Genomic DNA, 24,596 nt, shown 5'->3' with positions numbered 1-24,596 from the left:
TGCAGGAGCTGTGCGTGCCCGAAGCAACATCGTCGCCGAGCACGATCGAAGCCTGGCTCAGCAAGTCCGCCCACGGGCAGGACTGGTGCGTCGTGAACGTCCGGTTGCGGCACCACGACCATAGTCAACGCTTGCTGCTCGACGATCCGCGCCCGCTTGCGGATGTCTTCGCGCCCGAACTTGCCAGGATCCTCGACGCCGAACTTGCCGCGATCAAGGACACCGCGGTCAACAGCCGGTCCGGCTTCAAACTGGAGCTGCCTCAGCTGACACTGCATGGCCTGCGCATCCTGACCCGGATCGACCCGACCGGCAGCGGAACCGCCAGCGTGCGTTTTGTCCGTGCCGAAGGGGATCTCTGTCACGTCCTTGGGCCGGGACTGCGCTGCGAACACGAGACCCCGCCAAACATTGACGACATCGCCCTGCCGGTGCTGTGCGACCTGCTGTACCCGGCGCTCGAGATCTTCGACCACATCCTGGAAAACGGCCTGACAGAGGCGGACTCCCGCGTTCTGGCTGCCCGCATCAAGACCATGCGCGCCAAGCGGGACGAACTGTCGGACTACATCGGCCTGCTGTCCCGTTTCATCGAGAGCGCCCCGCAAAGGCGCGCCGCCATCGGCCAACAGCAAAGGCCACTCTCGCTCAGCGCGCCCGGCACGATTCCCAGCCGGGACATCCGCTGGGACTCCTCGGGCCGGTCGGTGCGGGGCGAACATGGGGCCATCCTGCACGGCCACCACGACGCGCCAAAGGGCTGACCGGGGCGGTCAGCTGCCAGTGGCACGGTCGCTCAGCACCCAGCTGTCCGGGCTTTCCCCGGCCAGACGCCGCATGGTGTCGCCGACCTCGGTCCAGCCACGTTCGGCCGCCGTTTGCATCGGCCCGCCGCGCCAGCGCGGAAAGGCGTAGCCGTGGATCTGCACCATGTCGACGGCAGCGTCACTCTCGGCGATACCCTCTTCGACGATGCGCGCGCCCTCGTTGGCCAGCACGGACAGGATACGCGTCACGATCTCTTCGCGGTCAAAACCACGGCGTGTGATCCCCTGGGCCTGCGCATAGTCCAGGATCACCGTCTCGACCTCGGCCGAGGGACGTGGCTTGCGATCTCCTTCGACGTAGTCGTACCAGCCCTTTCCGCTGCGCTGGCCCAGCCGGTCCATCTCGCACAGCTGGTCGGCGATGGTCACGTAACGCTGCGCCGGGTCGCGCGTCGCCGCCTGCCGCTTGCGGTTGGCCCAGGCGATCTGCAGGCCGGTCAGATCCTGCAACTCGAACGGTCCCATCGGAAAGCCTATCTCGCGCGCGGCGGCGTCCACTTCCTGCGGCAGCGCGCCATCGGCCAGCATGTATTCCGCCGCGCGCCGGTATTCCGCCAACATCCGGTTCCCGATGAACCCGTCGCAGATCCCCGCCAGGACCGAGACCTTGCGCAGCCGCTTGCCAAAGGCAAACCCCGTCGCCAGCACCTCGGCCGAGGTTTCGGGCAGCGCCACGATCTCCAGCAGTTTCATCACATGCGCGGGCGAAAAGAAGTGCAGCCCGATACAGCGCGCGGGGTTCGGGATGCCCTCGAAAATCTCGCGCGGGTCGATGTAGGAGGTGTTGGTGCCAAGGATCGCCTCCGGCGAGACCACCTCGGCCAGTTGCCGGAACACCGCGCGCTTGACCTCGAGATCCTCGAACACCGCTTCGACCGCCAGGTCGACACCCGCCGCATCGGCGTAGTCCGCCGTCGCGGTGAACCGTGCCTTCTGCTCTGCCGCCTTGGCCTCGCTCAGCTTGCCGCGTTTCACGGCACCGTCGATCAGCCCGGCCACGCGGTCCCGGGCGCTTGCCGCCGCATCGGCGTCACGCTCGATCAGCACAACCTCAAGCCCACCGCCCAGGCTCGCCGTGGCGATGCCCGCGCCCATCAGCCCGCCGCCAACAACCGCGATGCGCTGCAAGTCGCGCGGCGCGGCGCCCGCTGCCGCCTTGGGGCGGGCCACCTCGCGTTCGGCGAAAAAGGCATGCCGCAGGGCGCGGCTCTCGGCGCTCTGGCGCAACTCCAGGTGCAGGGCGCGTTCCTTGGGCTGGCCTTCGGAGAAGGGCAGATAGGCCCATTGCAGCGCGTCGATGTTCAACAGCGGCGACATCTGCCCGCGCGCGCGTTTCATCACCGCCTCGCGCTTGACCTCCAGCGCGTCGACCGCCAGCGGCTCTGTCACCCGTTCCGACACTTTGGAGGGCCGCTCCGGCAGAGCCGCCACAAACTCCCGCGCCGCCGCCTGCAAGTCCCCTTCGAACACAAGATCAAGCCCGCCCAGCGCCTTGAGCGTCGCGGCATCCAGCATCTGCCCCGAGGCCGCCATGTCGATGGAGGCCTCCATCCCGATCAGTCGCGGCGCGCGCTGCGTACCGCCGGCGCCGGGGATCAGCCCCACGTTGACCTCTGGCAGACCGAACCGGGTTCCCGCCTGCGCAAGCCGCCAGGCGCAGGCCATCGCGATCTCGAACCCGCCGCCCAGCACCGTGCCGTGCAGGACCGCGACAAAGGGCGTTTCACTGTCCTCGATCATCTGCACAACATCGGGCAGATGCGGTTCCACGGGCGGCGCGTCGAACTCCGACATATCCCCGCCGGCGACAAAGGTCCGCCCCGCGCCGGTCAAGATTGCGACACGCGCGCCCTGTACCGCGTTCACGGCCTCGGCCAGACCCTTGCGCACCGCCGTGCTGGTGGCGTTGACGGGCGGATTGTCGATGGTCACCCAGGCCAGATCGCCTTCGCGGGTGACGGTAACGGGGCTGTCGGTAGTCATGGTCAAGGCTCCTCTCCTCGCCCCTGCCACGGGCGTCCTGCACCGGAGATAACCCAAACGCGCGGTCGGTTAAAGGATTTTAGGCAGCATACTGCGTAATAGCCTCGGCAATCGCCTTGCGGGTCTTTTCCGTGGCCTCCTCCTTGACCGGGCCAAAGCCGCGGATTTCCATGACAAGCCCAGCGATCCGCGCCGCCTCCTCGCGGTTGTCCGACGTCAGCCCGTTGACCAGCCGATCCAGCAGAGCGCGGTATTCCCCGATCAGCGCCCGTTCCATCCGCCGCTCCCCGGTGCGCCCAAAGGGGTCGAACACCGTGCCCCGCAGCCGCTTCATCCGCGCAAGCTGGCGAAAGGCCACCTGCACCCAGGGGCCAAAGCTGCGTTTCAGAGGCCGCCCGCGCGCATCCGTGCCCGAGGACAGAATTGGCGGCGCAAGGTGGTGGCGCACGGTGAACTCGCCTTCGAAACGGTCCTTCAACCCGTCCAGGAAACCTGTCTGCGCGTGCAGCCGCGCGACCTCGTATTCGTCCTTGTAGGACATCAGCTTGAACAGGCCCTTGGCCGCCGCCTCGGACAGGGCGCCCGGCGCGCCCGCCACGCGGGTCTCGGCCTCGATCACCTTTTGCAGGTCATCGCGATAGCGCCGCGCCCAGCGCCGGCTCTGGTAGTCACCCAGGAAATCCGCCCGCCGGTCGATCATCTGCTCCAGCGTCTGCACGGGCCGCGCCTCGATCCCGGCGATCCGCTCGACGCCCTCGTGATCGGTCACGGCAACCCGTCCCCAGGCAAAGGCCTGTTTGTTCAGCTCCGGCTTGACCCCGTTCAGCTCGATCGCCCGCATCAGCGCCGCCTCGGTGAGGGGCACCAGCCCCGCCTGCCAGGCCGCGCCCAGCATCAGGACGTTGGCAAAGACCGTGTCGCCCAGCAGCGCCTCTGACAGGGCATTGGCATCCAGCGATTGCAGCGCCTTGCCATCCACCGCCCCGGAAATCCGCGCCAGCCGGTCGCCCGCCTTCAGGTCCGCATCGCGGTTGCGCGTGAAATCCCCGGTCGGCATCAGGGCCGTGTTCACCACCGCCCGCGTATGCCCCGCCCGGTAGGTCATCGAGGCCTTGGGCGAAGAGCTTACCACCAGGTCACAGCCGATCAGCGCATCCGCCGAGGACGGCTCGATCCGCGCCTGGTTCACGTCTTCGGGGCGCGAAGACATCCGCAGGTAGCTGAGCACCGGCCCGAATTTCTGCGCGAACCCCATGAAGTCCAGCACGCTGGCGCCCCGCCCTTCGAGGTTCGCCGCCATCGCGATCAACTGGCCCACGGTCACGACCCCCGTCCCGCCAACGCCGGTGACAAGAATATCCCAGGGCGTGTCCAGCGACGGCACGATCGGCGCCGGCAACCCGGCCACCATCTCGTTCAACTGCGCTTCGGACACGCCGCGCCCCTTCTTCAGCGTCGCCCCCTCGACGGTCACGAAGCTGGGGCAGAAGCCGTTGAGGCAGGTGAAATCCTTGTTGCAGGAGTTCAGGTTGATCTGCCGCTTGCGGCCAAATTCCGTCTCCAGCGGCTCGACGCTCAGGCAATTCGATTCCACCCCGCAATCGCCGCAGCCCTCGCAGACCAGCGGGTTGATGACGGCGAACCGCTTGGGGTCCTCCATCTTGCCGCGCTTGCGCAGGCGGCGTTTCTCTGTCGCGCAGGTCTGCTGGTAGATCAGCACCGTGGTCCCGGGAATCTCGCGCAATTCGCGCTGCACCCGGTCCATCTCGCGCCGATGCTCGATCTCGACCCCCGCCGGGAAGTCGCCCTTGCGGAAATTCTCAGGCTGGTCCGAAACGACGACCACCCGTTTCGCCCCCTCGGCCAGCACCGTCTGCGCAATCGCCTGCACGGAAATCGGCCCGTCCACCACCTGCCCGCCGGTCATGGCCACGGCATCGTTGAACAGGATCTTGAAGGTGATGTTGGTCCCCGCCGCAATCGCCTGCCGCACCGCCAGCGAGCCCGAGTGATAGTACGTCCCCTCGCCGAGGTTCTGAAACACATGCCGGTTGCCGTTGAACTTCGACCGCGCGACCCAGTTGACGCCCTCGCCCCCCATCTGGATAAGCGAGGTCGTGTTGCGGTCCATCCAGCTTGCCATGAAGTGACAGCCGATCCCCGCCAGCGCCTGGCTGCCCTCGGGCACTTTCGTGGACGTATTGTGCGGACAGCCCGAGCAGAAATAGGGCGTGCGGGCCGCCCCCGGCACCTCGATCAGGTTCGGGGGCGGCACCAGCGCCTCGGCACGTTCCGTGAGTGATGTGCCAAGATTCAGGTCCAGTCGTTTCGCGATGATCCGCGCCAGCATCACGGCGCCCAGTTCATGCGTCCAGGGGATCAGCCGGTCACCGTGCTCGTCGCGCTTGCCGACCATGCGTTCGGGCTTTTGCCCGGGGAAATCGTAGAAATATTCCTTGAGCTGGCTCTCGATGATCCCGCGCTTTTCCTCGATGACCAGCAGTTCCTGCTTTTCATGCGCAAAGCCCAGCGCGCCGCGATCCTCCAGCGGCCAGACCATGCCCACCTTGTAAAGGTCGATGCCCAGTTCGCGCGCCAGATCCTCATCGATCCCCAGCAGGCGCAGCGCCTCCAGGGTGTCCAAGTGCGCCTTGCCGGTGGTCACGATGCCGAACCGGGCCTCGTGCCCCCATTCCGCCCGGTCGATGGGATTGGCGCGGGCAAAGGCCAGCACGGCGTTTTTCTTGGCCTCCATCCGCTCTTCGATCTGCATCCCCGGCAGGTCGGGCCAGCGGTAATGCAGCCCGGTTTCGGGCGGCGTGTAGTCCGGTGCGACAAACGCCCGGTCGGCGGGCAATTCCACCGACATGCCCGATTCCACCGTCTCGGAAATCGCCTTGAAGCCGACCCACATGCCCGAGAACCGCGACAGCGCATAGCCCCATTCGCCAAATGGCAGGAACTCGGCCACGTTGGCCGGGTTCAGCGTCGGCATGAAGAAATTCATGAAGGCCACGTCCGACTGGTGCGGCATCGACGAAGAGACACAGCCGTGGTCATCCCCCGCCACCACCAGCACGCCACCATGCGGCGAAGATCCGTAGGCATTGCCGTGTTTCAGCGCATCTGCCGCCCGGTCCACCCCCGGCCCCTTGCCGTACCACAGGCCAAAGACCCCCTCGCAGGTCTTGTCCGGGTCGGTCTCCACCTGCTGCGTGCCGATCATCTGGGTCGCGCCCAGTTCCTCGTTGATCGCGGGCAGAAAGGTGATCCCGGCCTCTTCGACCAGCTTGGCATGGCCCGACACCTCGAGGTCGACCCCGCCCACCGGAGAGCCGCGATAGCCCGAGATATAGCCCCGCGTGTCCAGCCCCCGCGCCCGGTCGCGCCGCGCCTGGTCCAGCGCGATCCGCAGGATCGCCTGCGTCCCGGTCAGGAACACCCGGCCCTCGGTGCGGGTATAACGGTCTTCCAATGCGTAATCGGTCAGAATCGGCGTCTGGTCCGTCATGGCATCCTCCCTGTCGCGGATCGGGGGATTTTTACCTGTTCTGCTGAAAAAGACCTTCCAATCTCTCAGTCTTGGGTCACATCTTGCAGTGAACCATTCACTCTCAGGCCAAAAAGCGAACGAAATGCCTCAACTCTCGGATCTCGACCGTCGCATCCTGGCCGTCCTGCAAAAGGACGCTTCGGGCAGCATGCAGGAGCTCGCACAGGCGGTGAACAGCTCTCCGGCGACCTGCTGGCGCCGCCTGCGCGCGCTGGAGGATCGCGGCGTGATCGGCCCGCCGGTGCGCCACGTCGACCCCGCCGCCGTGGGGCGCGGCATGGATGCCTTCGTGCAGGTGCGCATGAAATCCCAGGACGCCGCCGCCCGCGCCGAATTCCAGCGCGCGATGGAGGCGGAACCGGCCATCACCGAGGTCTACTCGATCTCCGGCGAATGGGATTACCTGCTGCACCTCGTGGTGCGCGACATCGCGGACCTAGAATCGATCCTGATGCGCCGGGTTCTGGAACATGAAAACGTCGCCGGCACAGCCACGATGTTTGTCCTGCGCCGGATCAAGCAGGGGACGGAGGTCCCCCTTTCCCCCTGAAACCCGTCGCCCCCGCAAGCGGACGCCGCATCGCAAGCGCCGCCCACCGGCCGCTCAGCCCGCCTCCGCCTCTGCCACGTTCCGCTTCACCGCCAGGAAGCTGTCCGGCGTCACGGAAATCGATGAGATCCCCGCCTGCACCAGCAGCCGCGCAAACCCCGGATCGTTCGAGGGCGCCTGACCGCACAGCCCGATCTTGCGCCCCGCCTTGCGCGCCTTGGCAATCACCGTCTCGATCATCCACAAGACCGCCGGATCCCGTTCCGAGAACAGCTCGGCCAGCGCCTCGGAATCCCGGTCGATGCCCAGCGTCAGCTGGGTCAGGTCGTTCGACCCGATGGAAAACCCGTCGAACCGTTCGGCGAACCGCTCGGCCTCGATCACGTTCGAGGGGATCTCGCACATGACGTAGACCTCCAGCCCCGCCTTGCCGCGTTCCAGCCCCTGGGCCGCCATGACCTCCAGCACCCGGTCCGCCTCGCCCACCGTGCGGCAAAAGGGGATCATGACCACCACGTTGTCAAAGCCCATCCCCTCGCGCAGGTGCCGGATCGCCCGGCATTCCAGCTCGAACCCGTCGCGATACCCTTCCGAGTAGTACCGAGAGGCGCCCCGGAACCCGATCATCGGGTTCTCTTCCTGCGGTTCAAAGGCCCGCCCGCCCAGCAGGTCGGCGTATTCGTTGGTCTTGAAATCGCTCATCCGTACGATGACCGGGCGCGGATGCCAGACCGCCGCGATCCGCGCCAATCCCCGCGCCAGCGTCTCGACGAAATAGGCGGTCCGGTCCGCATGGCCCCTGGTCAGCGCGTCGATCGCCGCCCGGTCTTCCTCGGACACCACCTGCTCGTAGCGGGTCAGTGCCAGCGGATGCACCCGGACCTCGTTCGAGACCACGAATTCCATCCGCGCCAGTCCGACCCCATCCGCCGGCAGCCGCCACCAGCGCGCCGCGGTCGAGGGGTTGGCGAGGTTCAGCATGACCTGCGTGCAGGTCTCAGGGACATGGGCCAAGTCCAGTTCCTCCACCGTCACCTCGGCCCGTCCGGCGTAGATCACCCCCTCCTCGCCCTCGGCGCAGGAGACCGTCACCTGCTGTTGATCGTGCAGGACATGGGTCGCATTGCCGGTGCCGACCACCGCCGGAACGCCCAGTTCCCGGCTGACGATGGCCGCATGAGAGGTGCGCCCGCCGTGATCCGTCACGATGGCGGCGGCCCGTTTCATCACCGGCACCCAGTCCGGGTCCGTGGTCGATGTCACCAGCACCGCCCCGTCGACGAAACGGTCGATGTCCGCCGCGCTCTCGATGATGATGACCTCGCCAGAGGACACCGCCCCGCCGACGCTGAGCCCGGTCAATAGCCGTTCGCCATGCGCGCCCAGGCTGTAGGTCTTCATCGCGCCCGCGCCCCGGCGCGACTGCACCGTCTCGGGCCGCGCCTGCACGATGTACAGCTGCCCGTCGATCCCGTCGCGCGCCCATTCCATGTCCATCGGACAGCCATAATGCGCCTCGATCTCGACCGCCGCCCGGGCCAGTTCCAGGATCTCGCCGTCGGACAGCACGAAACTCTCACGCTCCGCCTTCGAGGTCGGCACGTTGCGCGTTGCCGCGCCGTCTCCCGTGCCGTAGATCATCTTGATTTCTTTCGCGCCCAGCGCCTTGTGCGTGATCGGCACCAGTTCGGGCCGGGCCAGGAAGGGCTTGTAGACCTGGTATTCATCCGGGCTGACCGCGCCCTGCACCACGTTCTCGCCCAGCCCCCAGGCCGCGTTGATCAGCACCGTCCTGTCAAAGCCGCTTTCGGTGTCGATGGAAAACATAACCCCCGACCCGGCGATATCCGATCGCACCATCAACTGCACACCGATGGACAGCGCCACGTCGAGGTGATCGAACCCGTTGATCTCGCGGTAGGTGATCGCCCGGTCCGTGAACAGCGAGGCATAGCAGCGGCGGCAGGCCATCAGCAGCGCGCGCTCGCCCTCGACGTTCAGAAAGGTTTCCTGCTGGCCCGCGAAACTGGCGTCGGGCAGGTCCTCGGCCGTGGCCGAGGAGCGCACGGCGACAGAGGGATTTTCCCGCCCCGTGCGCCGCCCCAGCTCGCGGTAGGCACCAAGAATGTCAGCCTCGATCTGCGGCGGAAAGGCCCCTGTCGCCAGCGTCTCGCGGATCGCGCGGCCCGCCTGCGCCAATGTCTTGCGCCCCTCGCCCAGCGCCGCCAGTTCCTCCCGCAGCACCGCGCCGAACCCGTTGGCCGCGATGAAGGCACGATAGGCGGAGGAGGTGGTCGCAAACCCCGGCGGCACCCGGATGCGGCTGGCATCCAGCGATTGCACCATCTCGCCCAGCGAGGCGTTCTTGCCCCCCACCAGCGCCACGTCCCCGCGCCGAAGATGCTCGAACCAGATCAGGGTGCGCCTGTCGTCCGTGTCCATGTCAGCCATCGGGTCCTCCCTCCCCTCGGAATGACCGAAGGGTAGTAGAAACGCGCCCGGCTTCGTTGATTCAGGTCAACGCGCCGCCACCGTCAGCCCCCGCGCCCGCGACCGGCGGGCGTATTTCACCAGTTCCGGCACCAACAGCAGCGGCAGCGCCAGCGCCCCCAGCAGGCCCAGCTGCTCCCAGCTCAGCGGCACGGTGTGCAGCAGGTGTTGCAGCGGCGGCCAGTAGATCGCCGCCACCTGCATCGCCATCGTCACCGCAAAGGCCAGCAACAGGGGCCGGTTCGACAGGTAGCCGATCCCCGACATCGGCAGGCGGAACGATCGGAAGGCAAAGACGCTGGCCTTTTCAAAGACCACGATCCCCGCGAAGGCCATCGTCCGCGCCAGGTCCTCTCCCTGTCCCAGGTGGCCGTAGAACAGCCACAGGCTGACGCCCCCGGTATAGAGGCCGAAACAGGCGATCATCGCCAGCCCCGGCAGATCGAGGATCGGATGATCCGCGGGCACCGGCGGCTGGTCCATCTGGTCCGGCGCCGGTTTCTCCATGCCCAGCGCCACCGCCGTCACCCCGTCGGTGACAAGGTTCATCCACAGGATCTGCGTCGCCAGGAAGATCAGCGGCCCGCCCAGGAAGAGGTTGGCCACGATGGCCAGCACCTCGCCCGCGTTCGAGGACAGCAGGTAGCGGACGAACCGCTGGATGTTGGAAAACTGGCGGCGCCCCTCTTCGACGGCGCCGACGATGGTGGCGAAATTGTCGTCCAGCAGCACCAGGTCGCTGGCATCCTTGGCCACGTCCGTGCCGCGCTTGCCCATCGCGATGCCGATATCGGCCTGCCGCAGGGCGGGCGCGTCATTGACGCCGTCCCCGGTCATCGCAACCAGGTTGCCGCTTTGCTGCAAGGCCCCGACCAGCCGCATCTTGTGCGCCGGGGCCGTCCGGGCGAAATGCACGTCGCCCTTCAGCAGCTCGTGCAACTCATCCTCGGACAGGTGGTCAAGATCCTCGCCGGTCAGCATGCGATCCACCCGCAACCCGATCTCGCGCGCGATGGCGGCGCCTGTCGGGGCTGCATCCCCGGTGATCATGACCACGCGGATACCGGCACGGCGACACAGGGACACCGCCTGTTTCACCTCGGCGCGCGGCGGGTCGATCATGCCCACCAGTCCCAGGAAGATCAGACCTTCTTCCCCCGCCAGCGGGTCCTCGACAGGGCGCATCGCCAGCCCCAACAGCCGCCGCCCGTCCGAGGCCATCTCTGCCGCGACCGCCTCGATCCCGGCCCGGCGGTCGGCGGTCAGGGGCTCGACAGCGCCCCCATCCCCCTGCACCTGCGTACAGACGTCCAGAACGGATTCCGGCGCGCCCTTGACCATCTGCACCAGCCCCGTGCCCCTTCGCATCACCACGCTCATGCGCTTGCGCTCGGCGTCAAAGGGGATCTCGGCCAGCCGGTCCGCCGGGTTCGGCAAATCGGACCAACCCTTGAACCCCAGCGTGACCAGCGCCCCTTCGGTCGGGTCGCCGACCATGTGCCAGCCGCCGTCGCGGTGGCCCAGCTCGGCGTGGTTGCAGGACAGGGCCACGTCGATCAGGTCCGCCAGACGGGGATCATCCGCCGCGCGCAGGCGCTCGCCCTCCGCCGCGATATGGCCCGCCGGGTCATAGCCCGTGCCCGTGACCTCGTAGCTGCGCCCGGGCGTCCAGATCCGCGTCACGGTCATGGCGTTTTCGGTCAGCGTTCCGGTCTTGTCGGTGCAGATCACCGTCGCCGCACCCAGCGTCTCGACCGCCTGCAACCGCCGCACCAAGGACTGCCGCCGCAGCATCGCCGAGGCGCCCAGAGCCAGCGTGATCGTAACCACCGCCGGCAGCCCCTCGGGCACCATCGCGACGGCCAGGGCAATCGCGGTCAGGAACATCTCGTGCAACTCGCGCCCCGACAGCAGCCCGGCCACCAGCACCAGCCCCGCCAGCCCCAGCGCCAGACCTCCCAGCAGCCGCGCCAGCCGCGCCAGTTGCGCCTGCAAATGGGTTTCGCCCACGTCGATCGAGGCGGTCAGCTCCGCGATATGGCCGAATTCCGTGCGCGGCCCGGTGGCGCGCACCACGCCCTCGGCCCGGCCCGCCACCACGTTCGACCCCATGAACAGGGGCACGTCCTCGTCACCCAGGTGCTTGTCCACGGGCACCGATTCCCCGGTCAGCACGCTCTCGTCGACCTTCAGCCGCATGCCGGAGGTCAGCACCAGGTCGGCAGGCACTTTGTCGCCGCTGTCCAGGATCACCAGGTCACCCGGCACGATCTGGCGCGTGTCGATCATCACCTGGGCGCCGTCGCGCACCACCCGCGCCTCTGTCGCCAGCATGTTCCGCAGCGCCGCCAGCGCGGTTTCCGTGCGCCATTCCTGCACGAAGCCCAGCACTCCGTTCAGCAGTACGACCAGCACGATGGCCACGGCATCCACCGTCTCGCCCAGCGCGGCGGCGATCCCGGCGGCGGCAATCAGCATCACGATCAGAGGGCTGGTGAACTGACGCGCCAGGATCACCCAGCGCGAGACCGGTTTGCGTTCCGCCAGCTGGTTCGGCCCGACCTCGGCCAGCCGGTCCGCCGCCTGCGTGGAGGTCAGCCCATAGGCTGCCCCGCCAGTGTCCGCCATCATGCCGCACCTCGTCCGTCTGTTCAGGGTTTCAGGATCACGCGCGTCCTGTTCGCGGGCAACCTAGGGCATGGGCGATCCGCACGATTTGACGCACGTCAAGCCGCCGCGCGCGGCGACACGCCGAAACTTTGATCCACGTCATCGGGGTTTTGCAGGACCTCCCCTAGGGTGCCCCCGACTCACCTTTCCGGCAAGCGACCGCAGGACCCAGCCATGACCGACACCGACAGCAACACGCTGGACCGCGCATTGCGCGCCACCAGCGCCCGGGCCACCGGGGGCCTTTCGCCGCATTCCGCCGCCTCGGCCTGGATGGACTGGCTGTCCCACCTGGCCGCGGCCCCCGGCCGGATGACCGCACTGACCCAGCAAGCCTCCCGCATCGCGGGTGAAACCGCGCTGGCCCTTGCCGGACGCTCAGAGGGACCGCAGCCCGCGCCCGGCGATCATCGCTTCGACCACCCGGGCTGGGCCCTGCCCCCCTTCCGCGCGATGAAGACCGCCTTCCTGGCGCAAGAGGCCTGGTGGACGGAGGCCACCGCCGAAATTCGCGGCATGCGCAAGATCAGCGCCGACAGGGTGAATTTCATGGTGCGACAGGGGCTCGACATGGTCTCGCCCTCGAACTTTCCACTGACCAACCCCGAGGTGGTCGAGGCCGCGCTGAAGACCGGCGGCCGCAATTTCGTCGAGGGCGCAAGGCACCTCGCCGAAGACAGCGCCCGGATGATCGCGCAACAGCCCGCCCCGCGCCCCGAGGGGTTCGACGTGGGCAAGGACCTGGCCGTCACACCCGGTCAGGTGGTCTATCGCAACGACCTGTTCGAACTGATCCAGTACGCCCCGCAGACCGAAACCGTCCACGCCGAGCCGCTGCTGATCGTCCCGGCCTGGATCATGAAATACTACATCCTCGACCTCAGCCCGCCGAAATCGCTGATCGCGCAGCTGGTCGCGCAGGGATTTACCGTTTTCGCGATCTCGTGGTGCAATCCCACCGCCGAGCAGAGCGAACTGTCGCTGGAAGACTACCGCCGCCGCGGCGTGATGGAGGCGCTGGAGGCGGTGCAGGTGATCACCAGGGCGCCCCGGGTCCATGCCTGCGGCTATTGCCTGGGCGGCACCATCCTGGCCATCGCGGCGGCGGCAATGGCACGCGACGGCGACGACCGGCTGGCCTCGGTCACGCTGCTGGCCGGGCAGACCGATTTCTCCGAGGCGGGCGAGCTGATGCTTTTCGTCGACGAAAGCCAGATCGCCTTTCTCGAGGACATGATGTGGGACAAGGGCTATCTGGACGCGCCGCAGATGGCAGGCGCCTTCCAGATCCTGCGCGCGCGCGACCTGGTCTGGAGCCGCCTGTTGCGCCGGTACCTGCTGGGCGAAGAGGACCCGATGTTCGACCTCTCCGCCTGGAACATGGACGCCACGCGGATGCCCTACCGGATGCATTCGGAATACCTGCGCGGGCTGTTCCTCGAAAACCGCCTGACCGCCGGGCGGTTCTCGGTCGAGGGGCGGGTGATCGCGCTCAAGGACATTTCCGCCCCGTTCTTTGTGCTGGGCACGGAAAAGGATCACATCGCGCCCTGGCGCTCTGTCTACAAGACGGCCCTGTTCACCGATGGCGACCTGACCTTTGTCCTGACCTCGGGCGGGCACAATGGCGGCGTGCTCAGCGTGCCGGGACAGCCCCACCGCCATTTCCGCCGGGGGCACCGTCCGCCGGGCCGCAACTACATGGACCCGGACACCTGGCTGACCCGCCACGATCCCCAGGACGGGTCCTGGTGGCCGGTCTGGTTCGACTGGCTGGAGGCCAAGAGCACCGGCGAAAGGGGCGCCCCGCCGCCGATGGGCCGGGCAGAGGCCGGGTTGCCGCCACTGATGACCGCGCCGGGCAGCTACGTTCTGCAGACCTGAGCGCGCGTCAGGCGGGCGTCTGCCCAGTCCCCCCAAGCGCGGCACGGCAGGCGACAAGCACCTCGTCCGCCGCGCCGGAGGCATCGACACGGGCCCAGCCGATGGGTCCGGTATCGCGTGCCAATTGGGTCCGCACCACCTCTGCATCCGCGTCCGAGGCATCGCCCCGGCGGTCCGACACGCGGGCGACCAGCGCCGCCCCCTCTGCCTCCAGCCACAGCCCGGCAAAGCCCGCGCCAAGGTCTTGGGCGACCTGCGCGATGGCGGCGCGTTCGTCCGGGTTCAGAAAGACCGCATCCGCGATCACCGTCTGTCCCGCCTGCAGAACCTCGCGCGCCAGCGCGTCCATCCGGTCATAGACCGCCGCGCTGACCTCCGGCCTATAGCCGCGTGCATCCAGCGGCGTCAGGGGATCGATCCCGCACAGAGCCTTGCGGATCATGTCGCTACGCAGATGCACCGCCCCCGGTGGCGCCCCCAGGTCCGGCGCCAGCCCGCGCGCCACCGTGGTCTTGCCGGTGCCGGACAACCCGCCCAGGGCCACCAGCCTCGGTGCCGCCGGCTCCAGCACGGCAATGGCGTCGTCAAGATAGCGCCCGGCGTCCCGCAACAGGGGCGCGCTGCCGCCCTGCGCCCGCGCCGTCTGGACCGCCACCATCGCGCTGATGCCCGCGCGCACCGCCTGGAACAGCGGCAGGGCGGCCAGCCCGCGATAATGGTCATCGGTCGCGGCGGCGAACAGGTAACGGTTCAGCACCTCGTTCGCGGCCCAGGCCAGCCCCCGGTGGCGCAGGTCCATCAGCAGGAAGGCCAGGTCGTAGAGCACGTCGCAGGTGCCCAGCTCCTCGCTGAATTCCAGCGCGTCGAAGGGCACGGGCCGGCCCTCGATCAGGACGATGTTGCGCAGGTGCAGGTCACCGTGACAGCGCCGGACGTGGCCCGCCTCTGCCCGGCTGTCCAGCAGGGCCGCCTGTCGCGCCAGCGCCTCCCTGGCCCGGTCCAGAAAACGCGCGATGCCCTCGGCGGGCAACGCGCCCTCCATCCCCGCGAATTCGCGCCCCAGTTCGTCCAGGATGTCTCCGATCCGCCGCGCACCATCGGGCGCGGCCAGCGCCGGGGCCGCCGCGTGATACTGCGCGATGCTCTCGCCCAGCGTCTCGGCCAGGGGCCGGTCCAGCGCGCCACGCCCTGCCACCCGGTCCAGCTGATCCTCGTCCGGAAACCGCCACATCCGCAGCGCCCATTCCACCACCTCGCCCGCGCCATCCAGCGCCAGCGCACCGTCCGCCCCCCGCGTCACCGCCACCATGTCGCGATAGATCATCGGCGCGGCGGGCGCGTTCAGCTCCAGCTCGCGCCGCAGGGCCGCCGCGCGCAGCTCCGGCGTCGAGTAGTCGAGGTAGTCGTAGCGCACCGCCCGCTTGATCTTGAGCGCCGTGTCCCCGCCGAGAAAGACATAGGCCCCATGCGTCCGGACCACGTCCACGTCCGCGGCGCCGGCGTACAGCGCGGGCTGCTGCAGCAAGGTCACGACCTCTTCCTGATCCGCCATCCGTCCGGCGCTCCTGTTCCCGGGTCTGATCCCTGCCCCGTCATCCCACGTCTGGAAAAGCAGCCCCTTGATCGGCGTCAAGAACCGCGCGGCGCTTGCCCGATCACAAGGAAAAAGCGCGGCGCGCTGCCGTGGAAATGTGCAAACCCGCAAGACCGGGCAATCCCCGGGCAATCAAGGTCACGAAGAAGCTGCGCAGTGTGCCCCGGAAACGAACAAGGGCTTGGCCATTTCTGACCAAGCCCTTGATTCAGTGGTGAGCCGTGTAGGATTCGAACCTACGACCCACTGATTAAAAGTCAGTTGCTCTACCAACTGAGCTAACGGCCCACTGTGGCGGCCTAACTATGAATATGCCCGGTCGGGGTCAAGCCAAAAAATCAGGAATCTTGCAGGCTTTTTCTCATCGCTCGCCGGGACACTGGAAACCACCCCGCGACAGGCGTATATCGCGCGCCATGACACAGGACGCGCGCGCACTGCCCTTCATGAAAATGCACGGGCTTGGCAATGACTTCGTGGTGATCGACTCGCGGCAGCGCGAGGCGGCGCTGACCCCTGCGCGAATCGCGGCCATCGCCGACCGGCACCGGGGCGTGGGCTTTGACCAGCTGGCCGTCATCACCCAGAACGCCAACCAGCCGCACCTGACCTTCTACAACTCCGACGGCTCCACCTCGGCGGCCTGCGGCAATGCCACCCGCTGCATCGCCCGGCACCTGATGGACCTGACCGGAGAGACCCGCCTGAGCCTGACCACCGATCGCGGCACGCTCGAGGCCGTCGATGCCGGCAACGGGCTGACCTCGGTGAACATGGGACCGCCGCAACTGGACTGGGCCGAGATCCCGCTGGCCGAGGAAATGGACACGCTGGAACTGCCCATCGAGGGCGGACCGACCGCCACCGGCATGGGCAACCCGCATTGCACCTTCTTCGTCGAGGATGCCGAGGCGATCCCGCTGGAACAATTCGGCCCGCGCTACGAACACCACCCGCTGTACCCGCAGCGCACCAACGTGCAGGTGGCCAGCCTGCTGGGCGAAAACCACCTGCGAATGCGGGTCTGGGAGCGTGGCGTGGGCGTGACACTGGCCTCCGGCTCGTCCTCCTGCGCCACCGCCGTCGCCGCCGCCCGGCGCGGCCTGACCGGGCGTAGCGTCCGCATCGACCTCGACGGCGGCACGCTGCAAGTCGACTGGCGCGAGGATGGCGTCTGGATGACCGGCGGCACCGCGCATGTCTTTGACGGCCAGTTCACCGCAGACTGGCTGGACGCGAACCCATGAGCGCGCCCAAGTTCACCACCCTGGGCTGCCGCCTGAACGCCTATGAAACCGAGGCGATGAAGGATCTCGCCGAGGCGGCGGGCATGGGCAACGCCGTGGTCGTCAACACCTGCGCCGTCACGCAGGAGGCCGTGCGCAAGGCCCGTCAGGAAATTCGCCGGTTGCGCCGGGAAAACCCGGACGCCCGCGTCATCGTCACCGGCTGCGCCGCCCAGATCGACCCGGCGAGTTTTGCCGCGATGGACGAGGTCGACGCCGTCATCGGCAACACCGAAAAGATGGCCCCCGACACCTGGAAGGGCCTCGCGGGCGATTTCATCGGCGAGACGGAAAAGGTGCAGGTCAACGACATCATGTCGGTGACCGAAACCGCCGGCCACCTGATCGACGGCTTCGGATCGCGGTCGCGCGCCTATGTGCAGGTTCAGAACGGCTGTGATCACCGCTGCACCTTCTGCATCATTCCCTATGGCCGGGGCAATTCGCGCTCGGTCCCCGCCGGTGTGGTCGTGGACCAGATCAGGCGCCTCGTGGACCAAGGCTATAACGAGGTGGTGCTGACCGGGGTCGACCTGACCTCCTGGGGCGCCGACCTGCCCGGGGAACCGCGCCTGGGCGATCTGGTCATGCGCATCCTGCGGCTGACCGACGTGCCGCGCCTGCGCATCTCCTCGATCGATTCGATCGAGGCCGATGACAACCTGATGCTGGCCATCGCCTCCGAGCCGCGCCTGATGCCCCACCTGCACCTCAGCCTGCAGCACGGCGACGACCTGATCCTGAAGCGCATGAAGCGCCGTCACCTGCGCGACGATGCGATCCGTTTCTGCGAAGAGGCGCGGCGCCTGCGCCCCGAGATGACCTTTGGCGCCGACATCATCGCCGGTTTCCCGACCGAGTCAGAGGCGCATTTCGAGAACTCGCTGAAACTGGTCTCGGACTGCGACCTGACCTGGCTGCACGTCTTCCCCTACTCGGCCCGGCCCGGCACCCCCGCCGCGCGCATCCCGCAGCAGATCAACGGCAACGTCATCAAGGAACGCGCCGCCCGCCTGCGTGCCGCCGGAGAATCGCAGGTGCAGGCGCATCTTGCCGCCCAGGCCGGCCGCGACCACGCGGTGCTGATGGAGGCGCCGGACATGGGCCGGACCGAACAATTCACAGAGGTGCGTTTTGCCGCCCCGCAGCCCGTCGGCCAGATCGTGCAGGCGCGGATCACCGGCTTTGACGGCCAGCAACTCACGGCCTGAGCCATGCATCCCAACCCGACCTTCCGGCAGACCGACAGGGACACCGCATTGACGCTTGTGCGCGCCCGCTCCTTCGGGGTGCTCACTCTCTCGACCGAGGGCGCGCCGCTGCTTGCGCATGTCCCCTTCCTCCTGTCTGAGAGCGGGACAAAGGCCGACCTGCACCTTGTCCGGTCCAACCCAATCGCGCGGTCCTGCGCCACGCCGCAACCCGTCACGCTGGTCGTAAGCGGGCCGGACGGCTACGTCTCACCCGACTGGTACGGGATCGACGACCAGGTGCCTACCTGGAACTACACCGCCGTCCACCTCATCGGCACGCTGCACCCGCGCCCGGTCTCTGAACTGGAGCCGCTGCTGGCCGCCCAGAGCGCCGCCTTCGAGACCCGGCTGCCCGACAAGGCGCCCTGGACGATGGACAAGATGAGCGCCGAGACAAAGGCGCGGTTCCTGCGGATGATCCTGCCCTTCCGGCTGGAGATCACGGAGGTCCAGAGCACCTTCAAGCTGGGCCAGAACAAACCCGAAGAGGTCCGGCTTGCCGCCGCCGACAGGCTGACCGAAGGTTTCGGCAGCGAGTTGCAGGCCTTGGCCCGCGACATGCGGGACCTGCCCACGGCCAAGTGATCGGCCCCGGAGCTGCACCGTCACGGATTTGGAAAATCGAAAGCGGTTTACCTGGGTGAACCGGATCTTACCCGTTTGTACAAAATGCTGGAATCGCCGTACGTTTCGTACGTTTTGTACAAAATTCCGGGACGCCCAGCCGGCATGAAAAAGCACGGCATGAAAAAGGCCCCGCCGTCACCGGCAGGGCCTTCATGAATTCCGTGGAAGAGAGGATTACTCTTCGTCGGCCTCGGCCATTGCCACGCGCGCCTTGTCGGCTGCGCCCTTGGCGTCCACGTCGCGGTCCACCAGCTCGATGATGGCCATCGGGGCCATGTCACCGTAGCGGAAACCTGCTTTGAGAACACGGGTATAGCCGCCGTTACGCTCGGCGTAGCGCGGGCCCAGGATCTCGAACAGCTTGGCGACGTCCTTGTCTTCCTTCAGCTGCGCGCGCGCCTGGCGACGGGCGTGAAGGTCACCACGTTTGCCCAGGGTGATCAGCTTGTCCATGACGCGCTTGAGTTCCTTGGCCTTGGGCAGGGTGGTCTTGATCTGCTCATGCTCGATGAGCGAGCCGGCCATGTTTGCCCACAGCGCCTTGCGGTGCTCGTGGGTGCGGTTCAGGCGGCGGTAACCTTTTGCGTGACGCATTGTTTTTACTCCGATTTTTGCCCTCTACGGGCGGTTTTGCTTTGTCCGGCCGGCGATGCGTGTCACCGGCTCTCCTTGGGGCGGATGCCCGGTAGGATGGGTGATACCACCCATCCTACGATTGGTTCAGAACGAGTCTTCCAGCTTCTTGGCCAGGTCCTCGATGTTGTCCGGCGGCCAGTCCTCGACGTCCATGCCCAGGTGCAGCCCCATGCCCGACAGCACTTCCTTGATTTCGTTCAAGGACTTGCGGCCAAAGTTCGGGGTGCGCAGCATCTCGGCTTCGGTTTTCTGGATCAGGTCGCCGATATAGACGATGTTGTCGTTCTTCAGGCAATTTGCCGAACGCACCGACAGTTCCAGCTCGTCCACCTTCTTGAGAAGCAGCGGGTTGAATTCCAGCCCGTCGTCCTCGTCCTGGCGGCCCGCCGACTCCGGTTCCTCGAAGTTGACGAAGATCGACAGCTGGTCCTGCAGGATGCGCGCGGCAAAGGCCACGGCGTCCTCGGGCGTGATCGAGCCGTCGGTTTCGATCTTCATGGTCAGCTTGTCGTAGTCCAGCACCTGGCCCTCACGGGTGGGCTGCACGTCATAGGCGACCTTCTTGACCGGCGAATAGATCGCGTCGATCGGGATCAGACCGATCGGCGCATCCTCGGGCTTGTTCTTGTCCGCGCTGACATAGCCCTTGCCGGTGTTCACGGTGAATTCCATGTACACTTCGGCGCCTTCGTCGACGTGGCAGATCACATGCTCGCGGTTCAGCACCTCGATGCCCGCGCTTTCGGCGATATCGCCAGCGGTCACGACGCCCGGGCCCTTGCCGGTCACGGACAGGCGCTTGGGGCCTTCGACTTCCATGCGCAGCGACACACCCTTGAGGTTCAGGATAATGTCGGTGACGTCTTCGCGCACACCGGCCACGCTGGAGAATTCGTGCAGCACGTTGTCGATCTGCACGCTGGTGATGGCCGCGCCCTGAAGCGACGACAGCAGGACCCGGCGCAGTGCGTTGCCCAGAGTCAGACCAAAGCCGCGCTCCAGCGGTTCGGCAACGACGGTGGCCATGCGCGACGGATCGGCGCCCGGCTTGATCTCAAGCTGCGTCGGCTTGATCAGTTCAGCCCAGTTCTTGTGGATCATGCAGTTCCCTCCATACCTGCCAGCGCCCCATGTCCGAAGGCACCGACGCCCGAGGTTTCAAAACGACGGCGCGAGGCCGGGCAAAAGGCCCGGCCCCGCGAAAAACTGTCCGATGGATCAGACGCGGCGGCGCTTCGGCGGGCGGCAACCGTTGTGTGCGATCGGCGTCACGTCGCGGATCGACGTGATGTTGAAGCCGACGGCAGCCAGCGCGCGCAGCGCGGATTCGCGGCCCGAACCGGGGCCCTGCACTTCGACTTCCAGCGTCTTCACGCCGTGTTCCTGCGCCTTCTTGCCGGCATCTTCCGCAGCAAGCTGAGCGGCGTAGGGGGTCGACTTGCGCGAACCCTTGAAGCCCATCGTGCCGGCCGACGACCAGGAGATCGCGTTGCCCTGCACGTCCGAGATCAGGATCTTGGTGTTGTTGAAGGACGAGTTAACATGCGCCACACCGGCTGCAATGTTCTTGGAGACCTTCTTCTTGCCGCCACCGCGGCGAGTATCGCGTGCCATGGTTCCGTTCTCCCCTTACTTCTTCTTGCCTGCGATGGGCTTTGCGGGGCCCTTGCGCGTGCGTGCGTTGGTGTGGGTCCGCTGACCGCGGACGGGGAGGTTGCGGCGATGGCGCAGGCCACGGTAGCAGCCGAGGTCCATCAGGCGCTTGACGTTCATCTGAACTTCGCGGCGCAGGTCGCCTTCGACGGTCAGGTTGGCGTCGATGAATTCACGGACGGCCAGGACTTCTGCGTCGCTCAGCTCATTGACGCGGCGTGCCACGTCGATGTTGGTGGCTGCGCAGATTTCCTTGGCAGTGGCGGGGCCAATGCCGTGGATATAGGTCAGCGCGATCGGGACGCGCTTGTGGGTCGGGATGTTGACGCCGGCAATACGTGCCAAGTCTCTGTTCCTTTCGTTGCGAGCCCGTAGCTCCAGGCCCTTTTTTCACAACGGAAGCCCGGGCCATGCGGCTGCCGGGCGTCTGTCATAACTCAGGTGATCTTCCCGAATCCTGGATCCACGATTCGGGCAATGGCTCCCTTGCGGGATGGGGCTACCTATTGGGCAGGGCCCAGAAGGTCAACCCCCTGTCAAGGCTATTTTCGCGACCATTGCGAACAGGGGAAATAGATCTCTGGCAAAGGGAAGATTCCGTCGGGCACGACCCGAACGTAGCCGCCCTTTGTCTCGCTGATCCAGAGCCCAGTCTGCCACTGGCTGCCTCCGTCGTCACAGGTCGCCGTGACCGACAGGGACTGGCCCGAAACAAACCGCGCGCCGGACCAAGAACAGCGCGCGCCGTGGCTTTCGATCCCGGTGGGCGTCAGCGTCACGATATCCGCCAGTTCGCGATCCTCGTAGGGCAGATCGCAGTAGCCCGGATTGTCGAGGATCTCTTCGGCGAGGGCGGGGGCGACGGCAGTCAGCCCGCCGATCAGCAGAGCCGCCGCCGTCCGTCCGATCCTCATGCGTCGAGCTGTCCGGCAATCGCCGACTGGATATCGGCGATCTCGCCAAGCCCGTCGACGCTGCTGTGCTTGCCCAGCGCGTAGTAATAGCCGATCAGCGGCGAGGTCTGCTTGTAGTAGGCCATCAGCCGCGTCCGCAGGCTGTCCTCGTTGTCATCGGCGCGGCGCTTGAACTCTGTTCCGCCGCATTTCACGCATTTGCCGTCCTCGGGGATCGGCTTGGTGAGATCGTTGTAGACCTCACCACAGCTGCCGCAGGTCGACCGCGCCGTGATGCGCTGCACCAGGACATCGTCGTCCACACGCAGTTCGATCACCTTGTCCAGCGTCTGACCCTCATCGGCCAGCAGTTTGCCCAGTGCGTCCGCCTGGGCCAGCGTCCGCGGGAAGCCGTCGAAGATGAACCCGTTGGCCGAGACCGTTTCCAGCTTTTCGCGGATCAGGCCGATCACGATCTCATCCGTGACCAGGTCACCGCGGGCCATGACGTCAGCGACGATCTTGCCCATCTCGGTGCCGCTGTCCTTGGCCTCGCGCAGCATGTCGCCGGTCGACAGCTGGACCATGCCACGGTTCTCTTCGAGAATACGTGCCTGTGTGCCCTTGCCCGCCCCCGGCGGTCCCAAAAGAATTATGTTCATCGACGCGCTGGTGCCCCCCGTTTCTTGCGGCCCTTACCCTTGCCGCGCAGCTGCGACTTTTGAATAAGACCTTCGTACTGATGTGCCAAGAGATGGCTCTGGACCTGTTGAATGGTGTCCATGGTCACGCTGACCACGATCAGAACCGAAGTACCACCAAAGTAGAACGGGATGGCGTATTGGGTGCGCAGGATCTCGGGCAGAAGGCAAACAGCCGTCAGGTAGATGGAGCCCAGGACCAGCACGCGGTTCACGACGTATTCCAGGTATTCCGCGGTTTTCTTGCCCGGGCGAATGCCCGGAACGAAACCGTTCTGGTTCTTGAGGTTGTCCGCAACGTCATCGGGTTTGAACGAAACGTTGAACGTGTAGAAATAGGCGAAAAAGACGATCATGCCGCCGAAGAACAGGAGGTAAAGCGGCTGTCCGGGGCCAAAATAGGCAAGGATCGTCGACATGATCGGCCCGGTGTCCGACCCGCCAGAGAAGGTCGAGATCGTCACCGGCAGCAGCAGCAGCGAGCTGGCGAAGATCGCCGGGATGACGCCCGCGGGGTTCACCTTGACCGGCAGGTGGCTCTGCTGGGCCTCGGTCATCTTCATGCCGACCTGGCGGCGCGGATACTGGATCGTGATCTTGCGCAACGCGCGTTCCATGAAGACGACAAAGGTGATGACGCCCACCACCATCAGGATCACGCCCACGATGACCGCCGGGCTGATCGCGCCGGACTGGCCCTGGCTGAAAAACTGTGCCAGCGCGGCGGGAACCTCGGCGATGATGCCGACGAAGATGATCAGAGAGATGCCGTTGCCGATGCCGCGCGCGGTGATCTGCTCACCCAGCCACATCAGGAACATGGTGCCGCCGACCAGAGTGATCATGCAGGCCGCGCGGAAGAACCAGCCCGGATCTGTCACCAGATCCCCGGCCTCCAGGCTGACCGCAAGGCCATAGGACTGGATCACCGCCAGCGCCACCGTGCCGTAACGCGTGTACTGGTTGATCTTCTTGCGGCCCTGCTCACCCTCTTTCTTGAGCTGCTCCAGTGCCGGCACCATGGCCGTCAGGAGCTGCACCATGATCGAGGCCGAAATGTAGGGCATGATGCCCAGCGCAAAGATCCCCATGCGTCCCAGCGCGCCGCCGGTGAACATCGACACCATGCCCGCAACGCCCTGCCCTGCCTGCTCGACGAACTCTTGCAGCGCGGCGCCGTCGATCCCCGGAACGGGGATGTAGGTGCCAAGGCGGTAGACGATCAGAAGGGCGAGGGTGAAGAAGATGCGATTGCGCAGGTCGGTTGCTTTGCCAAGCGCCGCCCAGCTGGTGTTGGCGGCCATTTGCTCTGCTGCGGATACCATGCGGATCTCTCTTTTCAGTCAAACGCCGCCACGACGGGTTTTCCGTCGGGCGGCGCGCAATGGAAAACTGTTGGACATGTAAGCGGCGGGCGCGCCGCTCACAAGTCGTTATTCCGCCGCTGCCGCGGTGGTGACGGTCAGCGAACCGCCCTTGCCTTCAACGGCGGCGACGGCCGATTTCGACGCGCCGGTGACGTTGATGGTCAGGGCACCGGTCACTTCGCCCTTGGCGAGGACGCGGATACCGTCCAGCGAACGGCGGACGAGACCCGAGGAAACCAGCGTTTCTTCGGTGATGTTGCCGGCGTCCAGCTTGCCCGCGTCGACGAATTTCTGGATTAGGCCCAGGTTGACGACGGCATATGCCTTGCGGTTCGGCTTGTTGAAGCCACGCTTGGGCAGACGCTGGTAGAGCGGCATCTGGCCGCCTTCGTAACCGTTGATGGCCACACCCGAACGCGATTTCTGACCCTTGATACCACGGCCACCCATTTTACCACGGCCCGAACCGGGGCCACGGCCGATGCGCTGCTTGCGCTTGGTTGCGCCGGGATTGTCGCGCAGTTCATTGAGTTTCATGTCGCTTCTCCTATGCCGGATGCTGCCCGCGAAGCGATGATGGACAGACCACGGCGTTTCTTGGTTGTGAATCGGGTCCCCTCGGACCACCG

Annotated in this window: 19 protein-coding genes and 1 tRNA gene; 6 read left to right on the top strand and 14 right to left on the bottom strand. The window is 66.5% G+C overall.

Annotated elements, in window-relative coordinates; all coding sequences use genetic code 11:
• Window positions 1-14 precede the first annotated feature (14 nt).
• A complete protein-coding gene (locus tag BLQ71_RS13295; RefSeq protein ID WP_133066127.1) occupies window positions 15-764 on the top strand; it encodes a hypothetical protein in 750 nt (249 codons plus the stop codon).
• Window positions 765-773: 9 nt separating this feature from the next.
• Here BLQ71_RS13295 and BLQ71_RS13290 read toward each other — a convergent pair whose 3' ends face one another.
• Entirely contained in the window at window positions 774-2,810 is a 2,037-nt protein-coding gene (locus BLQ71_RS13290) for an FAD-dependent oxidoreductase (RefSeq protein WP_074622055.1), read from the bottom strand.
• Between the two features lie 79 nt (window positions 2,811-2,889).
• Window positions 2,890-6,321: an indolepyruvate ferredoxin oxidoreductase family protein gene (locus BLQ71_RS13285; protein ID WP_074622054.1), complete on the bottom strand. Its 3,432-nt coding sequence runs from the start codon at window positions 6,319-6,321 to the stop codon at window positions 2,890-2,892.
• A gap of 124 nt (window positions 6,322-6,445) precedes the next feature.
• On the opposite strand from BLQ71_RS13285, the gene BLQ71_RS13280 reads away from it, so the two are divergent.
• Entirely contained in the window at window positions 6,446-6,913 is a 468-nt protein-coding gene (locus BLQ71_RS13280; RefSeq protein WP_043137321.1) for an Lrp/AsnC family transcriptional regulator, read from the top strand.
• A 54-nt stretch (window positions 6,914-6,967) separates the two neighbouring features.
• On the opposite strand, the gene ppsA is transcribed toward BLQ71_RS13280, so the two are convergent.
• Complete coding sequence (ppsA, locus tag BLQ71_RS13275) at window positions 6,968-9,364, bottom strand: phosphoenolpyruvate synthase (protein WP_229754857.1); 2,397 nt, start codon at window positions 9,362-9,364, stop codon at window positions 6,968-6,970.
• A 66-nt stretch (window positions 9,365-9,430) separates the two neighbouring features.
• Complete coding sequence (locus tag BLQ71_RS13270) at window positions 9,431-12,034, bottom strand: cation-translocating P-type ATPase (protein ID WP_074622053.1); 2,604 nt, start codon at window positions 12,032-12,034, stop codon at window positions 9,431-9,433.
• A 213-nt stretch (window positions 12,035-12,247) separates the two neighbouring features.
• On the opposite strand from BLQ71_RS13270, the gene BLQ71_RS13265 reads away from it, so the two are divergent.
• Window positions 12,248-13,957: a PHA/PHB synthase family protein gene (locus tag BLQ71_RS13265; protein WP_074622052.1), complete on the top strand. Its 1,710-nt coding sequence runs from the start codon at window positions 12,248-12,250 to the stop codon at window positions 13,955-13,957.
• 7 nt (window positions 13,958-13,964) lie between these two features.
• Here BLQ71_RS13265 and BLQ71_RS13260 read toward each other — a convergent pair whose 3' ends face one another.
• Window positions 13,965-15,509: a bifunctional aminoglycoside phosphotransferase/ATP-binding protein gene (locus tag BLQ71_RS13260; RefSeq protein ID WP_074622051.1), complete on the bottom strand. Its 1,545-nt coding sequence runs from the start codon at window positions 15,507-15,509 to the stop codon at window positions 13,965-13,967.
• Window positions 15,510-15,763: 254 nt separating this feature from the next.
• A tRNA-Lys gene (locus BLQ71_RS13255) sits at window positions 15,764-15,839 on the bottom strand.
• 128 nt (window positions 15,840-15,967) lie between these two features.
• Between BLQ71_RS13255 and dapF the strand changes: the two genes are divergently transcribed.
• The 3 genes from dapF to BLQ71_RS13240 are packed head-to-tail and all read left to right on the top strand — an operon-like array spanning window position 15,968 to window position 18,675.
• Window positions 15,968-16,798: a diaminopimelate epimerase gene (gene dapF / locus BLQ71_RS13250; protein ID WP_074622050.1), complete on the top strand. Its 831-nt coding sequence runs from the start codon at window positions 15,968-15,970 to the stop codon at window positions 16,796-16,798.
• Window positions 16,795-18,048: a tRNA (N(6)-L-threonylcarbamoyladenosine(37)-C(2))-methylthiotransferase MtaB gene (gene mtaB, locus BLQ71_RS13245; RefSeq protein ID WP_074622049.1), complete on the top strand. Its 1,254-nt coding sequence runs from the start codon at window positions 16,795-16,797 to the stop codon at window positions 18,046-18,048. The genes dapF and mtaB overlap by 4 nt, the downstream gene beginning before the upstream one ends.
• A 57-nt stretch (window positions 18,049-18,105) precedes the next feature.
• Window positions 18,106-18,675, top strand: coding sequence for an FMN-binding negative transcriptional regulator (locus BLQ71_RS13240; RefSeq protein WP_367888667.1), 570 nt, complete (start codon window positions 18,106-18,108; stop codon window positions 18,673-18,675).
• A gap of 216 nt (window positions 18,676-18,891) precedes the next feature.
• On the opposite strand, the gene rplQ is transcribed toward BLQ71_RS13240, so the two are convergent.
• The 8 genes from rplQ to rplO form a co-directional block, all read right to left on the bottom strand.
• Window positions 18,892-19,311, bottom strand: a complete 420-nt coding sequence (gene rplQ, locus BLQ71_RS13235; RefSeq protein ID WP_069210859.1) for a 50S ribosomal protein L17 — start codon at window positions 19,309-19,311, stop codon at window positions 18,892-18,894.
• Between the two features lie 126 nt (window positions 19,312-19,437).
• Entirely contained in the window at window positions 19,438-20,454 is a 1,017-nt protein-coding gene (locus BLQ71_RS13230; protein ID WP_043137336.1) for a DNA-directed RNA polymerase subunit alpha, read from the bottom strand.
• A gap of 117 nt (window positions 20,455-20,571) precedes the next feature.
• Window positions 20,572-20,967 carry a 30S ribosomal protein S11 gene (rpsK, locus tag BLQ71_RS13225; RefSeq protein WP_043137338.1) on the bottom strand — a complete coding sequence of 132 codons (396 nt, stop codon included), beginning with the start codon at window positions 20,965-20,967 and terminating at the stop codon, window positions 20,572-20,574.
• 15 nt (window positions 20,968-20,982) lie between these two features.
• A complete protein-coding gene (rpsM, locus tag BLQ71_RS13220; RefSeq protein ID WP_043137341.1) occupies window positions 20,983-21,351 on the bottom strand; it encodes a 30S ribosomal protein S13 in 369 nt (122 codons plus the stop codon).
• 197 nt (window positions 21,352-21,548) lie between these two features.
• Window positions 21,549-21,920 carry a hypothetical protein gene (locus tag BLQ71_RS13215; protein WP_074622047.1) on the bottom strand — a complete coding sequence of 124 codons (372 nt, stop codon included), beginning with the start codon at window positions 21,918-21,920 and terminating at the stop codon, window positions 21,549-21,551.
• Window positions 21,917-22,561: an adenylate kinase gene (locus tag BLQ71_RS13210; RefSeq protein ID WP_043137346.1), complete on the bottom strand. Its 645-nt coding sequence runs from the start codon at window positions 22,559-22,561 to the stop codon at window positions 21,917-21,919. Before BLQ71_RS13210 ends, BLQ71_RS13215 begins: the two co-directional genes overlap by 4 nt.
• Window positions 22,558-23,925 (bottom strand): preprotein translocase subunit SecY, encoded by a 1,368-nt coding sequence (gene secY, locus BLQ71_RS13205; protein WP_069210856.1) that lies wholly within the window; start codon window positions 23,923-23,925, stop codon window positions 22,558-22,560. The genes BLQ71_RS13210 and secY overlap by 4 nt, the downstream gene beginning before the upstream one ends.
• A 108-nt stretch (window positions 23,926-24,033) precedes the next feature.
• On the bottom strand, window positions 24,034-24,504 hold the full coding sequence (gene rplO / locus BLQ71_RS13200; RefSeq protein WP_043137351.1) for a 50S ribosomal protein L15: 471 nt from the start codon (window positions 24,502-24,504) through the stop codon (window positions 24,034-24,036).
• Window positions 24,505-24,596 lie beyond the last annotated feature (92 nt).

This window comes from Antarctobacter albus (genome assembly GCF_900101505.1).
Taxonomy (GTDB): domain Bacteria; phylum Pseudomonadota; class Alphaproteobacteria; order Rhodobacterales; family Rhodobacteraceae; genus Antarctobacter; species Antarctobacter albus.
This window is presented reverse-complemented; position numbering and strand designations above follow the sequence as displayed.

Coding starts and splice junctions, on each gene's coding strand:
- BLQ71_RS13290 (WP_074622055.1), bottom strand. CDS start 2,810: ATGACTACCGACAGCCCCGTTACCGTCACCCGCGAAGGCGATCTGGCC.
- BLQ71_RS13285 (WP_074622054.1), bottom strand. CDS start 6,321: ATGACGGACCAGACGCCGATTCTGACCGATTACGCATTGGAAGACCGT.
- BLQ71_RS13280 (WP_043137321.1), top strand. CDS start 6,446: ATGCCTCAACTCTCGGATCTCGACCGTCGCATCCTGGCCGTCCTGCAA.
- ppsA (WP_229754857.1), bottom strand. CDS start 9,364: ATGGCTGACATGGACACGGACGACAGGCGCACCCTGATCTGGTTCGAG.
- BLQ71_RS13270 (WP_074622053.1), bottom strand. CDS start 12,034: ATGATGGCGGACACTGGCGGGGCAGCCTATGGGCTGACCTCCACGCAG.
- BLQ71_RS13265 (WP_074622052.1), top strand. CDS start 12,248: ATGACCGACACCGACAGCAACACGCTGGACCGCGCATTGCGCGCCACC.
- BLQ71_RS13260 (WP_074622051.1), bottom strand. CDS start 15,509: ATGGCGGATCAGGAAGAGGTCGTGACCTTGCTGCAGCAGCCCGCGCTG.
- dapF (WP_074622050.1), top strand. CDS start 15,968: ATGACACAGGACGCGCGCGCACTGCCCTTCATGAAAATGCACGGGCTT.
- mtaB (WP_074622049.1), top strand. CDS start 16,795: ATGAGCGCGCCCAAGTTCACCACCCTGGGCTGCCGCCTGAACGCCTAT.
- rplQ (WP_069210859.1), bottom strand. CDS start 19,311: ATGCGTCACGCAAAAGGTTACCGCCGCCTGAACCGCACCCACGAGCAC.
- BLQ71_RS13230 (WP_043137336.1), bottom strand. CDS start 20,454: ATGATCCACAAGAACTGGGCTGAACTGATCAAGCCGACGCAGCTTGAG.
- rpsK (WP_043137338.1), bottom strand. CDS start 20,967: ATGGCACGCGATACTCGCCGCGGTGGCGGCAAGAAGAAGGTCTCCAAG.
- BLQ71_RS13215 (WP_074622047.1), bottom strand. CDS start 21,920: ATGAGGATCGGACGGACGGCGGCGGCTCTGCTGATCGGCGGGCTGACT.
- BLQ71_RS13210 (WP_043137346.1), bottom strand. CDS start 22,561: ATGAACATAATTCTTTTGGGACCGCCGGGGGCGGGCAAGGGCACACAG.
- secY (WP_069210856.1), bottom strand. CDS start 23,925: ATGGTATCCGCAGCAGAGCAAATGGCCGCCAACACCAGCTGGGCGGCG.
- rplO (WP_043137351.1), bottom strand. CDS start 24,504: ATGAAACTCAATGAACTGCGCGACAATCCCGGCGCAACCAAGCGCAAG.